The 13,962-nt window shown below is 47.4% G+C and carries 11 protein-coding genes; 7 read left to right on the plus strand and 4 right to left on the minus strand.

The window, feature by feature from the left end; translation table 11 throughout:
- The first annotated feature begins 53 nt into the window (after positions 1 to 53).
- The 3 genes from E7L17_RS11325 to recG all read left to right on the plus strand — a co-directional run bounded on the left by E7L17_RS11325 (position 54) and on the right by recG (position 4,455).
- Positions 54 to 314: a stage V sporulation protein S gene (locus E7L17_RS11325; protein ID WP_101697122.1), complete on the plus strand. Its 261-nt coding sequence runs from the start codon at positions 54 to 56 to the stop codon at positions 312 to 314.
- Between the two features lie 383 nt (positions 315 to 697).
- Positions 698 to 2,404 (plus strand): DAK2 domain-containing protein, encoded by a 1,707-nt coding sequence (locus E7L17_RS11330; RefSeq protein WP_316323326.1) that lies wholly within the window; start codon positions 698 to 700, stop codon positions 2,402 to 2,404.
- Positions 2,405 to 2,427: 23 nt separating this feature from the next.
- Positions 2,428 to 4,455, plus strand: a complete 2,028-nt coding sequence (recG, locus tag E7L17_RS11335) for an ATP-dependent DNA helicase RecG (protein WP_316323327.1) — start codon at positions 2,428 to 2,430, stop codon at positions 4,453 to 4,455.
- Between the two features lie 110 nt (positions 4,456 to 4,565).
- On the opposite strand, the gene E7L17_RS11340 is transcribed toward recG, so the two are convergent.
- The gene (locus E7L17_RS11340; RefSeq protein WP_316323328.1) at positions 4,566 to 5,912 is read right to left on the minus strand and encodes a D-alanyl-D-alanine carboxypeptidase family protein; all 1,347 of its coding nucleotides are present in this window, start codon (positions 5,910 to 5,912) and stop codon (positions 4,566 to 4,568) included.
- A gap of 178 nt (positions 5,913 to 6,090) precedes the next feature.
- On the opposite strand from E7L17_RS11340, the gene E7L17_RS11345 reads away from it, so the two are divergent.
- Positions 6,091 to 6,780: a metallophosphoesterase gene (locus E7L17_RS11345; protein ID WP_316323329.1), complete on the plus strand. Its 690-nt coding sequence runs from the start codon at positions 6,091 to 6,093 to the stop codon at positions 6,778 to 6,780.
- Between the two features lie 142 nt (positions 6,781 to 6,922).
- On the opposite strand, the gene E7L17_RS11350 is transcribed toward E7L17_RS11345, so the two are convergent.
- From E7L17_RS11350 to E7L17_RS11360, 3 genes are read right to left on the minus strand one after another with little or no spacing between them, the layout of a single operon-like run.
- Positions 6,923 to 7,291, minus strand: coding sequence for a cupin domain-containing protein (locus E7L17_RS11350; RefSeq protein WP_410470662.1), 369 nt, complete (start codon positions 7,289 to 7,291; stop codon positions 6,923 to 6,925).
- A gap of 12 nt (positions 7,292 to 7,303) precedes the next feature.
- Positions 7,304 to 8,872 carry an autoinducer-2 kinase gene (lsrK, locus tag E7L17_RS11355; protein WP_316323330.1) on the minus strand — a complete coding sequence of 523 codons (1,569 nt, stop codon included), beginning with the start codon at positions 8,870 to 8,872 and terminating at the stop codon, positions 7,304 to 7,306.
- Between the two features lie 51 nt (positions 8,873 to 8,923).
- Complete coding sequence (locus tag E7L17_RS11360; RefSeq protein ID WP_316323331.1) at positions 8,924 to 9,847, minus strand: sugar-binding transcriptional regulator; 924 nt, start codon at positions 9,845 to 9,847, stop codon at positions 8,924 to 8,926.
- 500 nt (positions 9,848 to 10,347) lie between these two features.
- Here E7L17_RS11360 and E7L17_RS11365 point away from each other — a divergent pair, with 500 nt between their 5' ends.
- Genes E7L17_RS11365 through E7L17_RS11375 form a run of 3 tightly spaced genes read left to right on the plus strand, consistent with a single transcriptional unit; the run spans position 10,348 to position 13,942 of the window.
- Complete coding sequence (locus E7L17_RS11365) at positions 10,348 to 11,889, plus strand: sugar ABC transporter ATP-binding protein (protein WP_316323332.1); 1,542 nt, start codon at positions 10,348 to 10,350, stop codon at positions 11,887 to 11,889.
- Positions 11,886 to 12,911 carry an ABC transporter permease gene (locus tag E7L17_RS11370; RefSeq protein ID WP_316323333.1) on the plus strand — a complete coding sequence of 342 codons (1,026 nt, stop codon included), beginning with the start codon at positions 11,886 to 11,888 and terminating at the stop codon, positions 12,909 to 12,911. The genes E7L17_RS11365 and E7L17_RS11370 overlap by 4 nt, the downstream gene beginning before the upstream one ends.
- On the plus strand, positions 12,908 to 13,942 hold the full coding sequence (locus E7L17_RS11375) for an ABC transporter permease (protein ID WP_316323334.1): 1,035 nt from the start codon (positions 12,908 to 12,910) through the stop codon (positions 13,940 to 13,942). Before E7L17_RS11370 ends, E7L17_RS11375 begins: the two co-directional genes overlap by 4 nt.
- The last annotated feature ends 20 nt before the right edge of the window (positions 13,943 to 13,962 follow it).

The following is a 13,962-nucleotide window of genomic DNA, read 5'->3' on the forward strand; positions in this document are numbered from 1 at the left end:
TTAGTTTTTGATTTATGATATAAGAGCAACTTAAGAGGCGGGAGGTTATGAAAATGGAAGTATTAAAAGTATCATCAAAATCCTCACCCAATTCCGTAGCAGGGGCTATTGCAGGTGTGATTCGTGAAAATGGTGCCGTTGAAGTACAAGCGGTAGGGGCAGGAGCCTCAAACCAGGCAATCAAGGCAATTGCGATTGCTCGTGGTTATCTTGCACCGTCTGGAATCGACATTGTGTGTATCCCCGCCTTTGCCAGTATCAATATTGATGGTGACGAACGGACTGCAATTAAACTTATTGTGGAGCCAAGGTAATGCGTTACCGCTATTGTTTGGCATGATGCAGAATGGGCTCAAATGCTATCTGGGTAAATTCGAGTAAACGCACGGTTCATATTCCGTTTGGAAATGCCACAGGATGCTTTTTCATCCCGTGGCATTTCTATTGCAGATTTCGTTTTAATTTCAATACTGCCGCGCTCGGCGGGAATAAATGGATTGAATCCGGGTCAACATTATGTTATAATATGTAAATAATTATAACCAAGTGGGAATTTGGTACGCATACTTCAGCGGCGCTTTCACTAAAGGCGCCCGGCGGCATCCCATTTGTAAAAATGAGATTTTACTGGAACTGCAGTGCCTTTTCAGGCAGTTTCTCTTTCCAAATTATCTATTGAAGAGGAGATGCGACACAATTGATCAATGGAGCTGAATTAAAGAGCGCTATCTTATCTGGCGCCAACCATATTGTTCGGAACAAAGCTCTTGTAGATGGGCTGAATATTTTCCCGGTTCCGGATGGGGACACAGGCACCAATATGTCTATGACGATTTCAGCCGCTGCAAAGGAGCTGGAAAAGCTGGATGGCGAAACTGGAATTGGCGCTGTTGCCCATACGGTCGCCTCTGCCATGCTGCGCGGTGCGCGCGGGAACTCCGGTGTCATTCTTTCTTTGCTGTTCCGTGGTTTTTCCAAAGGCCTTGAGGGCTTGGAGCAGGCGACGGGAAGTGATTTGTGCAAAGCACTGGGGCTTGGTGTGGATGCTGCTTACAAAGCCGTTATGAAGCCTACCGAGGGAACCATTCTTACGGTGGCCCGTGTGGCATTTGAAAAGGGACAGGTTTCTGCAGAGCTCGATGACGACGCAGTGAGCGTTTGGGCTGCGATTTGCAAGGGTGCAAACGAGGCACTCGAAACTACCCCAGAGCTACTTCCGGTACTGAAAAAAGCCGGTGTTGTGGATGCGGGCGGTAAGGGACTATGCCTTATATTTGAGGGAATGCTCTCCGTGTTTCAAGATGGCGTGATTATGGATACTGAGCAAAACGTATCCTCTTCTGACACAGCGGGCGTAATTAGCGCCGCGGAGGAATTCCACCGCAATGTGGCGGCGGAGTTTGACCAAGAGATTACCTTTACCTATTGCACCGAATTCATTGTGGGTCGTGACCCTGAAATTGATACTGACCCACAGGATGATTTGCGCCCATACCTTGAGGGCATTGGCGACTGTGTTGTAGTTGTGGATGACGAAGAAATAATCAAGGTGCATGTGCATACGGAAACTCCGGGTAATGCGCTGCAAAAGGCATTGGAATACGGCCAGCTTCTCACCGTAAAGATTGAGAATATGAAAGAGCAGCATCGAGTGGCCGCAGAAAAAAATCAAGCGAACCAGGCGGCGGCTTCGGCACCTGTGGAAGAACGCCCCGCTGCACCACAGGTTGCGGAGCCGGAAGAAGAAATTGGCTTTGTTGCAGTCACCGCAGGTGATGGCTTGCGCTCCTTGTTTATGGATCTTGGCTGCTCGCAGGTAGTGAGCGGCGGTCAAACCATGAACCCCAGCACAAACGATATTATGGCGGCGGTACTTGCCACTCCGGCAAAAACAGTAATTGTGCTGCCAAACAATAAAAATATTATTATGGCGGCAGAGCAATCGGTTCCCCTTGTCAAAGACCGTAAGGTAGTGGTGTTGCCCACCCGCACTATACCGCAAGGGCTTTCTGCGATGCTGGCGTTTGACCCTGAGATTAGTGTTGAGCGTAACACCGTGGTGATGATGGAGGCTGCCGGTTCTGTAGCTACTGGCCAAGTAACCTTTGCTGCGCGTGATTCTGAGTTTGGTGGTCACCGCATTAAAGAGGGTGACATTCTCGGCCTCAAAAACGGGAAGCTTGAAATGATTGAGAAAGATCCCGTGCATACCGTTGTAAAGCTAACCCGTTCCATGGTGAGCCGTACCACTTCATTTGTCACACTGATTTATGGAAAAGGTATTACGGAGATTCAGGCACAGGATGCTTATAACCGTATTAAATCGAAAATCGGCGGTGATGTTGAGGTCACCCTGGTAGACGGCGGTCAGCCGGTGTATTACTTTATCGTTTCCGTGGAATAATTTCCGTTTGGAGAAGACCTGCCATGGCATCGTTGTTTCAAAAAGAGATAGTTGAATTAAAAGGCGTCGGCGAAAAGCGCTCCCAGCTGTTTATCAAGCTGGGGGCGCCTACGGTCGGCGCTCTTCTGCGTTTTTATCCACGTGATTATGAGGATTGGAGCAATCCGATTCCTTTGGCGCAGGCTTCGGCAGAGCAGGTATGTGTGGTGCGTGTTACGGTGGTATCTTCGGTTTCAGAGCAACGGATACGCTCTGGTATGACCCTCTATAAGCTGCGGGCTACCGATGGCCAGCATGACGTGTTAATCACCTATTTTAACAACCGTTATATTAAAGAAATGCTGGTTGAGGGGAGAGAGTATCTCCTGCGGGGAAAAGTGACCGGTACGCTGCTGCGTCGTGAAATGGCGAATCCCGATTTTATGCCGGCAAATCGCCCGTTACCGTTGCGCCCGATATACCGGCAAACCGCTGGGCTTTCGTCTCGCCAAATTTCTTCTGCTGTTCGCTCGGCTCTAGGGATGCTGCCAAACCCACTTTCCGACCCATTGCCCGAACCAATGCGGGAGGCCTGCCACTTATGCGAACTTCGGTTTGCTTTGGAGAATATCCATTTTCCCAAAGACCGTGAAGCGCTGGAACAAGCGCGCCGCAGGCTGATTTTTGAAGAGCTTCTCGTCTTGCAGATTGGCCTTTTGCGCCTAAAAAGTCGCGGGCGGCAACAAACCTCCTTGCACATGGAAGTGGATGCCTCGGAGGAGTTTTTTCAATCTCTCCCATTTGTACCGACCAATGCACAGAAGCGAGCCGTTGCGGAGTGTATGAGGGATATGCAGGGGGATTCTCCCATGAATCGCCTTTTGCAGGGGGATGTAGGCAGCGGTAAAACTGCCGTAGCCGCCGCACTATGCCACAGTGCAATTGCCTCGGGTATGCAGGCGGCATTTATGGCTCCCACAGAGATTTTGGCTCGCCAGCACTTTGCTACCATGAGTGGATTGTTAGAGCCGTTTCATTTACGAGTTGCACTGCTTACCGGTTCCGTTCCGGCTGTGAAGCGGCGTGAAATTTTAGAGCAGTTGCGGGAGGGGAAAATCCACCTTTTGGTGGGTACTCATGCCATTCTGAATGAATCGGTTGCATTCCGTCGGCTTGGTCTGGTGGTAACGGATGAACAGCATCGGTTCGGTGTGGCTCAGCGTGCTGCCCTCACCCAAAAGGGTGACCACCCGCATATATTGGTTATGTCTGCTACACCTATTCCGCGTACCTTGGCACTGATGATTTATGGTGACTTAGAGCTTTCCGTGCTCAAGGAGCTGCCACCCGGGCGGCAAAAAACAGAGACATATGTTATTGATAGCTCCAAGCGAGCCCGTGCATTTGGCTTTCTTCGCAAAAAGATTGATGCAGGGAGGCAGTGCTATATTATTTGCCCGTTGATTGAAGATAGCGAGAGTGACATGGCTTCTGTTACGCAGTATGCCAAAGACTTGCAGGAAAAATGGTTTTTGGCGAATACCGTCGGAGTGCTTCATGGTAAAATGCGACCTGCTGAGAAAGAGCGTGCAATGGAGGACTTCACTGCCGGGCGCACCGATATTTTGGTTTCTACTACGGTGGTAGAGGTTGGTGTAGATGTGCCAAACGCAGTTGTGATGCTCATTGAGAATGCGGAGCGGTATGGGCTTTCTCAGCTGCATCAGCTTCGCGGACGTATTGGGCGCGGTACCGAGAAATCGACCTGCATTCTGGTTTCGGACGCACAAAATGAAGAAGCGCAGAAGCGCCTGCGCGTGATGTGTGAAACCACAGACGGCTTTCGAATTGCAGATGAAGATCTTCGCCTGCGTGGCCCGGGTGATTTTTTTGGAGCACGTCAGCACGGTTTACCCGAACTAAAAATAGCGGATATGAGCGCCGATTTTGCACTGTTGCAGCTTGCACAGGGGGAAGCGAAGGAGCTGCTCGCCCGCGACCCTGTAATGGAGCTGCCAGAGCATCGCGGGTTGCGCGCAGAGGTGCGTCAATTGTTCACTTCTTTAGAATAAATGACTTCTTCCTTTTCGGAAGCTTAATTTGTCTAACTTTTAATAATATATATAATAATGATATAGAAAAGCCGCTGGTTAAACCAGCGGCTTTTCTTATGCTTATATAATTACATATCGCGGTATTTTTTTACTTTACGCAGTCTTTTGCGTTTTTTGTTATACAGCAATGCCAAAACAAGGTAAACAATCACCAGAGTCACAATAATTCCCGCAATGACGAGGAACCAAACCGAAGTTACAATCTTTTTAACTACATCAGCCGAGTGCAAAAGTTCACTGCGCTCGACCGACTCCGATGCGACCAGATTAATGGTAGTCAACTCTTGGTTCGCATAAGTAAGTACTGCGGTTCCCACAACCTGCCCTTTTTTAATCGGGGCTTCCACATGTTCTGGCAGCTTTGGTGTAATGAGTACACTTGAGGCAGAAACGCCCTTTGGCAATATAGTAGCGTAGCTCTTTTCAGCTACAAGAAGCAACTTGTCTTTGTTCCATGCGTAATCGAGCTTTACCTCTCCCACACTGGTACCACTTTCAACTACGGTTTTAATTTGAAGACTGCTGAATGCCCATTCATACAGCTTTTTGGAATCAATCATTTCGCCGCGGGTGGGAACACTCTTGCCGTTGGCATCAACCTTAGGCGCATGCAGTGCAACTGCCATATAGCTGTAACCGTCACGGATTGCGGTAGAAACAAGGCAATATCCTGCCTGATCATGCGAGCCGGTTTTCACACCCTTGGCGTAGCGGTAAAAGTAGTTACCGCCTGTGTAGCGGTCAGTTAAATAGTTTGTAGTTACCAAGGTGCGGGGTTTAGGGTATTTGTTCGTTGCGGGCAGCTCATACCGCGTTTGCGAGGTAATATCGGTAAAGTATGGCAGGGTCATTGCGTATTTTGTAATGGTATATAAATCACGTGCAGTGGTGTAGTGCTGTTCGTCGTGCAGACCATGCGGGTTTGCAAAGTGCGTATTCTTGCAGTTTAGCTCCTTTGCTTTCTCATTCATTAAATCAACAAATTTGCTGATGTCTCCACCGCCCACGTAGTCAGCCAAAACCATAGCGGCATCATTACCGGAGGGAACCATAAGACAGTTTAAAAGCTGTAATGCCGTGAGTTCTTCGCCCTCCAAAACGCCAGATAGTGAACTACCGGTTCCTTGCAGCTGGTCTACTACCGATTTTTTCACCGTAATTTTGGTTCCGCTTAGGTCTTTTATATGTTCCGAGGCCACAATAAAGGTCATTATTTTTGTTGTGGAGGCAGGCTCCATCTTCTTGTCTGCATTTTGCTCAAATACAACGGTGCTAGTGTCGAGATTTACCAGCAGAGCCGCTTCGGAATTTAGGGGAAAATCTATGTTGTAAGCTGCCGCAGAGACTGGCGCCGACGAGAAAATCAAACAAATGGTCAGCAAAAAAGTCAGTACGGGTGTTAAGCATTTTTTCATGGAAAAATGGCCTCCAATGTGATATGATAATAAGCAAAAGGGTGAGCATAACTTTGCGTTTTGTATGTACGATTACACTAAAAAACGCTTACCTATTCAGTATAACAGCTAAATATGAAAAGATAAAGAATGATATAAAAAAATCTGAAAATTTTGAAAAGAATGGGCGGGAACGGTCTTGATTTATCTAACGGGAGATACGCACGGTGAGCTGGAACGCTTTCAGTCGCCGGAGGTGCGGCGGCTGCGCCGGGGTGACAGCCTGATTATTTGTGGCGATTTTGGCTTTTTATGGGATGGCGGAAAAGCCGAGCAAAAGGTGCTCAAAAAGCTTGGCTCTAAAAAATATAATATTTTGTTTGTGGATGGCGCGCATGAAAATTACGAGCTTTTAGAGCAGTACCCGGTTACCGAATGGAACGGGGGTAAGGTACAGCAGATTAGCGGAAACTTGTACCATTTAATGCGCGGGCAGGTATTTACTTTGGAGGGCAAAAAGTTCTTTACCTTTGGCGGCGGGGAAAGCAAAGACCGACAAATGTATAAGGATGTTGGCCGTTGGTGGCGGCAGGAGATGCCGAGTCGTGAGGAAATGGAAGAAGGAGTCGGGAATCTTTCCAAACACCAAATGCAGGTGGATTATATTGTTACGCACGAGCCTTCGCCACGCATGCGCACCTTAATAGACGAAGCACATAAGGTTAGCCCTTTAGAGATGTATTTTGAAGGGTTGATTCGCTCCGTAAAATTCCAAAAATGGTTCTTTGGCTCCCTTCATACCAATCGAAGTGTTACGGGCAGCCATATTTGTTTGTTTGACCAAGTGGAAAAAGTAGATGGCAGGAGTGGGCCATTGCATTACAGGTGATTGAGGAATAAAAATTCCGCCCTTTGCGGTGAGGCAAGGAGCGGATTATAATAAGCTCTATAAAAATACGGCAGGGGAACGATGATCGCTTCGTTCCCCTGCCGTATTTTTTATGCTCATGGAAAGTTTGGGGGAGGTCCCGTCATTTTCCGTTATAGGTGTAGTTTTCAATTTCAACCTTATCCACTTCTTGGTATGGCGCAAGAGTGGATACCATTTTGACCGGTTTGTCGTAATTATTAATGCAGTAATGTGTCTCGTGCGGCTCAATGTGAATGAATTGGCCGGGGGTCAGGTGGTGCACCACACCGTCTACCACAATATCAATTTCTCCCTCAATAATATAAAAGTTCTCCTCCATTATATTATGAAGATGCGCTTTGAAATCTTGGCCGGGCATAAACTGCACGAGAGCAAAATTCATGCGTGGCCCTTTCATCAGGTACTTTGGCCCACTGTCGCCAAAGCGGTAATCCTTGTCATTCTCATCAACAATATACATAAATCTCATTCGTCCTTTCTTCTATTGTATACCGGGTGCGCTCCACATGGGCTTGGTTAGCTTTTCATGGCAAAGCTCAAGCTGTGCTGCGTACATTTTGCGCCATACGCCGTACATTTGCATGTATATGGCGTGGTTTTCCTCGCTTGGTTGGTATTCTTTATCCCACTTTACCAGCTTCGCTGCGGCTTCAGTGGCATCGCTGTAAATGCCAACGCCTACACCAGCCAATATAGCGGCGCCTAGAGCGGTGGCTTCCTTTACAACCGGAACTTTTACCGGGAGACCCAATACGTCAGAAAGAATTTGGCACCACAACGGGCTTTTAGAGGCACCTCCGGCAAATACAATCTCTTTGGGCATGTTTTGTGTAGCTTCTTGAACCAAATCAAGGTGTCCCTTTGTCACCATTGCGGTATTCTCTAAAATTGCCCGGTAGAAGGTATAACGGTTAAACTTTTGTGGGTCTAAATCAAAATTAGTAAAGGTTGGCGCGGCGTGCTGCCAACGAATGAAGTTCATTACATCGGAGAAGGTGCACATCATACCATAGCAGCCTGCGGGAATTTGAGCGGCTTTTTGATCCATTAAATAATAAGGATCTTTTCCCTGCTTTTCGCCCTGCTGCTTTTCCAGCTCGCAGAAGCCGTCACGGAACCACCGCATCACCAGCCCGGGCTTAAAGGCAAGAGCTTCGTACTGCCATACTCCGGGGATGGCGTGGCAATTGACGCGAACACGGCATTCGGGGTCTGTTTGCCCGTTTGCGGTGTTGAATTCGTACTGCCAGAAGCTTCCGCCAAATACCGCCGCTTGCCCGGGATTGACTACGCCAACACCGATACAGCCAAGCTGAGCGTCGCCGCCGCCGGAGACAACAGGAGTACCCACCGCGAGACCGGTTTGCTTTGCGGCTGCTTCATTCACAGAGCCAACCACCTTGCCGCACTCGGTTACTGTGGGAAAGATGTTGGTACGAAGACCGCATTTTTCCGCAATGGTAGGGTCCCACTCCCTCTTATGTAAATTAAAGATACCCGTGGTGGAACCGTTGCTAGGCTCTACGGCGAGAAAGCCGGTAAGCTTATGAATTAACCAATCATTAAACATGCCAACAGATGCGGTTTTTTTGTATAAATCGGGCATTTTGTTTTTTAGCCACATCAGGCGGGGGAGTGCGCTGAGCGCGTAGGTTTGGCCAGACTCCAGATAAATCTCTTTTTCCATTTCGGGGTTGCGCTGAATTAATTCGACTACTTCATCTTCGCTGCGGGCATCTACATTGGCACAAGCCCAAATTTCTTGCCCCTCAGTATTGTAAAGCACAATGCCTTCCCGCATGCAGGTGGTGGATATTGCCGCCAGCTCCGCTGGGTTAATTCCGGTTTTTTCCAGCACGCCGCGAATACACCCGCAGGCAAGCTCCCAGTTGGTTACCCAGTCAAAGTCCATACTGCCGGGATATTTGGGGTCTTCTTTGTGGTCCCATTCCTGCTGTACTACTTCGACTTGATTTCCATCCAAATCAAACAGCACAGCTCTTACACTGCCGGTACCGGCATCAACCGCCATCAAATATTTGCGCGCCATACTCCGTTTCCTCCCGTCTGAAAGTGTATTCATACAAAAGTTTTGTGTTCTTTATTCTGCTGATTCACCATCGATTAACGCCTGAGCGGTTTCTTCATCGGTGACGAGAATATCTAAGTATCTTCCGCGCAGTGCCGCACGGATTCCCTCTACCTTGTTTTTGCCGGCCGCTACACCCACCACGTTGTCGAGTTGGCGTAGGGTCTCTAGTGGTGTGCTGATCAGGCGGTCTTCAATTCCGGTATGAACTGGGTTGCCGTCCTTGTCTATAAAGTGGCTGAGTACGTCACCAACTGCGCCTCGCATAGAAAGGTAAGTAAAATCATTTTTGCTTACGATGCCATTGCTCATAATGGTAGCGTTTTCTGCCATACCGCCGATACCAATTAAGGTCATGGAGGCGAGCTTCGCCATACGCATAATCTCTGTCACGGAGGGCTCCTGCATCATTGCCTGCACCATTTCGGGGGAGGATACGAGCAAGGGTGCTGGCAAAAGATACAGCTTTGCATTAAAGATATGCGATTGTGTGTTTGGCAGGTAATAATTTACGCCACCCGTAAGAGATACAACGGATACGGGGAATTCACTCAACGTTGCCAAATGGTTTAGTACACGGCTGAGCGTATCACCGTAGCCCATATTAATAAAGGAATGCTCTGTAATACGGTCGCTTACATACATAGAGGCCGCCTGCGCGATGGTTTTGTTTACATCTGCGGCATCCGGCGGGGTGGGAACAATAAAGGTATCCTTTAAATCCCATGTTTCAGAAAGCTGGCGCTCAAGCTCCATACGCTGAACCCCGTCTTGGTGTATCTTAAATTGGATGACACCGTCCTGCCTTGCCTTTTCCAATAATTTAATGACGCGCATGCGCGAAATGCCCAGCCGTTCCGAGATTTTTTGCTGGGTCATATTTTCAACATAGTAATACCAGGCTGTTTTTACAACCAGTACATCTTCGTAATTCAAAAGGAAGCACCTCCAGAGTTGGTTTTGTTTTCCTATCATACCATTCCCGGCGGGGGGAGCGTCAAGAGCCTCTTCCCCCGGGAGGATAACCGGGATTGCTCAGCCCAAGATAATGGAAGGTAACATTTGAACAGGAACGATACAAATGTTATTAGTACAATCATTTGTTCTTGAATTTTAGTATAACAGGTAACAGTTTCAGTGTCAATTGCTAATTTAAACACAGTCAAAAAATGTACAAAAAGGCAATATATGGTTATTTGCAAATCGATTCGTTGTTTTTATTACTTAAAAAATAGGATAAATACTAAAAATTAGAATGGATATTATCTAGTTTAATGTGTGAATACCCGAAAAACCCCGTTGACAAGGTTAAGAAAATATCGTATGATAAAAATGCAGATAAAAATTCAATATAAAAACAATTGTATTAATCGCTGTTACATATGTCGTTGTAAAAAAAGAAAGCGTTCGAGTTTAAGGTGTATGGAGGGGGAAAAATGGCGCAATCCCAAACGGAGCGTTCCGTCCAGTCTTTACTTTGTGTTCGTGGAATCTGCAAAATGTTTAGCATGAATCAGGTGCTAAAGGGCATTAACCTAGAAATTCACCCCGGTGAAATTTTGGCGTTAATTGGTGGTAACGGAGCAGGAAAAAGCACCCTAATGAAAATCATTATGGGTATTTACCAGCCAGACGAAGGTGAAATTGAAATTCGAAACGAGAAGGTTGCTCTTACAAAGCCCTCAGTTGCTTTAACGCACGGTATTTATATGGTACCGCAAGAGCCAATGCTTTTCCCAAACATGACAGTAGAAGAAAATATTTTGGTAGGCGTAGGGTTCGACGCTCCCGGAGCGGAGCTTCGCCGCCGACTGAAACAGTTGATGGATGACATTGGCTGGCATTTGGATTTAAGCAGAAAGGCAAGCAGTCTTTCCATCGCCGAGCAGCAGCTAGTTGAAATTCTTCGTGGATTGCTGCGTAATGCCGAGCTTCTCATTTTTGATGAACCCACCAGTGCCCTTACCTTTGACGAAGTAGAAAGCTTATTCCGCTGTATTCGCGATTTGCAGGCAAAGGGAATCGGTATGATTTACATAACACACCGTCTTACCGAGGTGTTCGACATTGCCACCCATGTTGCAATTATGTGCGACGGCGTTATTACACTGCATGGGCAAATCGGTGAATTCTCACGCGAAATGCTGGTAAAAGGGCTATTGCCCCCCAATATGCAGGAGCAGGAGATTAAAGCAACTACGGGAACTTGCGTAGTAGATTATTCCGATGCGGAACCAATCTTCGAACTTCAAAATTATTCTGGGTACGGTTTTCGTGGAATCAATTTAAAAATCTACCCTGGTGAAATTCTTGGTGTAGCTGGCGTGGTTGGTGCGGGGCGCACCGAGCTTGCCACTACTATATTTGGAAAAGATAAGGTGTTAGGAGGCCGTGCAATCCTCAATGGAAAGGACATTACCGGGCTTTCCACCAAAAGAGTGCTTGAGGCCGGAGTGAATTATGTTCCCGAAGATCGGCACCTGAACGGCTTGTTTAAGATAAGTGATGTAGCAGCAAATACTACTTCGGCAATTCTAAACCGAATGGTGATGGGAAAGCTGTTCCTCAATCGCAAGGCGGAGCAAGAACTTACGCAAGAATACATAGAACATTTTCGTATTAAGGTAACCGGCCAAGAGCAGTTAACCGGTAGCCTCTCCGGTGGAAACCAGCAGAAGGTGGTTATTGCACGGGCGCTTTCAACAAAACCAAAGCTGGTTATTTTAGATGAACCAACCCGCGGAATTGATGCCGTAGCGCGCGGCGAGGTGTATTCCATCATTCACCAGCTCAAGGAGCAGGGGGTTGCGGTGATGCTGATTTCTTCCGATATGGAAGAGATTGTTGAGCTTTCAGACCGCGCAGTAACGGTGTACCAGGGAAGAATCAACGGCGAGTTCTGCAAAGAGGAGATCAATCAAGATAACCTGATGGCTGCCGCCTTTGATGTAATTCAAAGAGAGCAGGTGGTTTCATGACACTGCTAAAAAGAATTGGTAAGGTACGAGAAATCAGCAGTTTGTTTTTCTTGATATTATTGTTTGGTTTGGTGGGACTTGTTAACAGCGATTTTTTATCTCCCACAAGCTTATTTAACTGTTTTAACGACAGTGTGGTGTTTACGTTACTGGCAGTTGGAATTGCATATGTAATTTTAACAGGTGAAATTGATGTTTCCATTGGTGCTACATTGGGGCTTTCTGCGGCTGTTGCTTCCACCATTCTTCGTGACGGCGGCAGTGCGGTGGTCGCTGTGCTGGCATCGGTACTGGTAGGGTGCTTGGTGGGGCTGTTTAACGGCTTTGGCATTGCAAAGCTGGGGATTCCCTCTCTCATCTTTACCCTCGGCACAAATGGCTTGGTACGTGGCTTAGTTTATGTGTACACAGGCGGTGCTTGGGTAGAAAATCTGCCGGCCGGCTTTACGAAAATGGCAAATGTAAAGCTCGTTGGTGAGCTTACCACTTTTTATGCAGTGGTTTTGGTGCTGGTAGTAGCGGCGCATATGGTGCTTACCAAAACAAGACGCGGCAAATATTTTATTACCGTTGGCGATAACCCCGCCGGTGCAACCATGGTGGGTATCCCAACCATGCAGACGAAGATTATGGCGTATGTACTGTGTGGCTTGTTTGCTTCAGTAGCTGGCATTTTGTATTCCTCGCGAATCGGTTTTATTACCCCCACGGCGGGCAATGGCTACGAAATGAAAGCAATTGCGGCCTGTGTATTGGGCGGCGTTAGCCTTTCGGGTGGTCTCGGTAGCTTAATTGGTGCTTCCATTGGTGCGGTTATTATGTCTTCCATCAGTCGCATTTTGGTGTTCCTTGGTTTCTCATCCGATTATGACAATACCATCACCGGTATTTTGCTAATCGTAATCGTGGTAGTCGACGCAGTTGCGCAGAACCGTGCAGCGGTAAAAACCCGCCATGCGCGATTGGCATCTCGTTCTGGCCCGCTGAATGGGGAATCCGGTGAGAGGAGGGCTGCATCATGAAGCAAAGCTTGATTGGCCGATTCAGCCAAAAAGCAAAAAGCTGGGAATCGGTGTTATTGTTGATTCTCATTTTAGAATTTGTTATCTTCGGCCTGAAAAACCCAAAATTCTTAAATCCCAATGTTTTATTGGGAAGTGTGAATGACATTATTTCCATCTGTATAATTTCTTTGTTTGTCACATTTGTCATGATTACTGGTGGCATCGATATTCAGGTAGCGTCCATTGTTGGTCTTACCTCCATTGTGGTTGGCGTTACATGGCAGGATTTTGGTGTGAATATTTGGGTGGCCTGTGTACTTGCGATTCTAGTTGCCGCACTGTGCGGTGCCGTTTCAGGATTTTTTGTTGCCTACTGTGGGGTACAGCCCATGGTAGTAACGCTCGGCGGCAGCTTTCTGTACAGCGGAATCGCACTTTTAATTTCAAAGCTTTCTGCTACACAAAGCTATAAGGGCATTAGCGGTTTTCCGGATGGCTTTACCCAAATTGCTTCATTTAAGCTGTTTGGCGTGATTCCAAGCCAAGTGCTTATTTTCGCGGGGCTTACTGTCATAGCCTATTTATTGCTGCACCGCTCCAAATATGGGCGCAAAGTATTTCTTATTGGCATAAACCCCAGAGCAGCAGAGTACTCCGGCCTAAATAGCCGCTTGATTATTCTAAGCACCTATGTGCTTTCTGCAATCAGCGCGGCAATTGCAGGCATTGTTCTTACCTCGTATTTGGGTACGGCAAAAAGTGATATTGGCGTGACCTTTACCTTGCCGATTATTACTGCAGTGGTGTTGGGCGGAACGCTGAGCACCGGAGGTAAGGGCAGTGTAATTGGTACTGCCTTGGCGGCATTGGTCATTGGTATTCTGAGGTTCGGCTTGCCGCTGTGCTTTAAAATTAACATGCAATATCTCGATATTCCCGTTGGGTTACTTCTGCTGATTGTAATAACGGGCCGTGCGCTTTCTTATAACCCTAAGGTAATTCGGTTCATGGCAGGTAGAATTCCTCGTCCCTCCGGTCTTAAGAGTTGAGTAATCCTTTTCAATGCGCG

It is taken from the genome of Clostridium sp., from assembly GCF_032576335.1.
GTDB lineage: Bacteria > Bacillota > Clostridia > Oscillospirales > Acutalibacteraceae > Faecalispora.

Coding starts and splice junctions, on each gene's coding strand:
- E7L17_RS11325 (WP_101697122.1), top strand. CDS start 54: ATGGAAGTATTAAAAGTATCATCAAAATCCTCACCCAATTCCGTAGCA.
- recG (WP_316323327.1), top strand. CDS start 2,428: ATGGCATCGTTGTTTCAAAAAGAGATAGTTGAATTAAAAGGCGTCGGC.
- E7L17_RS11340 (WP_316323328.1), bottom strand. CDS start 5,912: ATGAAAAAATGCTTAACACCCGTACTGACTTTTTTGCTGACCATTTGT.
- E7L17_RS11350 (WP_410470662.1), bottom strand. CDS start 7,291: ATGAGATTTATGTATATTGTTGATGAGAATGACAAGGATTACCGCTTT.
- lsrK (WP_316323330.1), bottom strand. CDS start 8,872: ATGGCGCGCAAATATTTGATGGCGGTTGATGCCGGTACCGGCAGTGTA.
- E7L17_RS11365 (WP_316323332.1), top strand. CDS start 10,348: ATGGCGCAATCCCAAACGGAGCGTTCCGTCCAGTCTTTACTTTGTGTT.
- E7L17_RS11370 (WP_316323333.1), top strand. CDS start 11,886: ATGACACTGCTAAAAAGAATTGGTAAGGTACGAGAAATCAGCAGTTTG.
- E7L17_RS11375 (WP_316323334.1), top strand. CDS start 12,908: ATGAAGCAAAGCTTGATTGGCCGATTCAGCCAAAAAGCAAAAAGCTGG.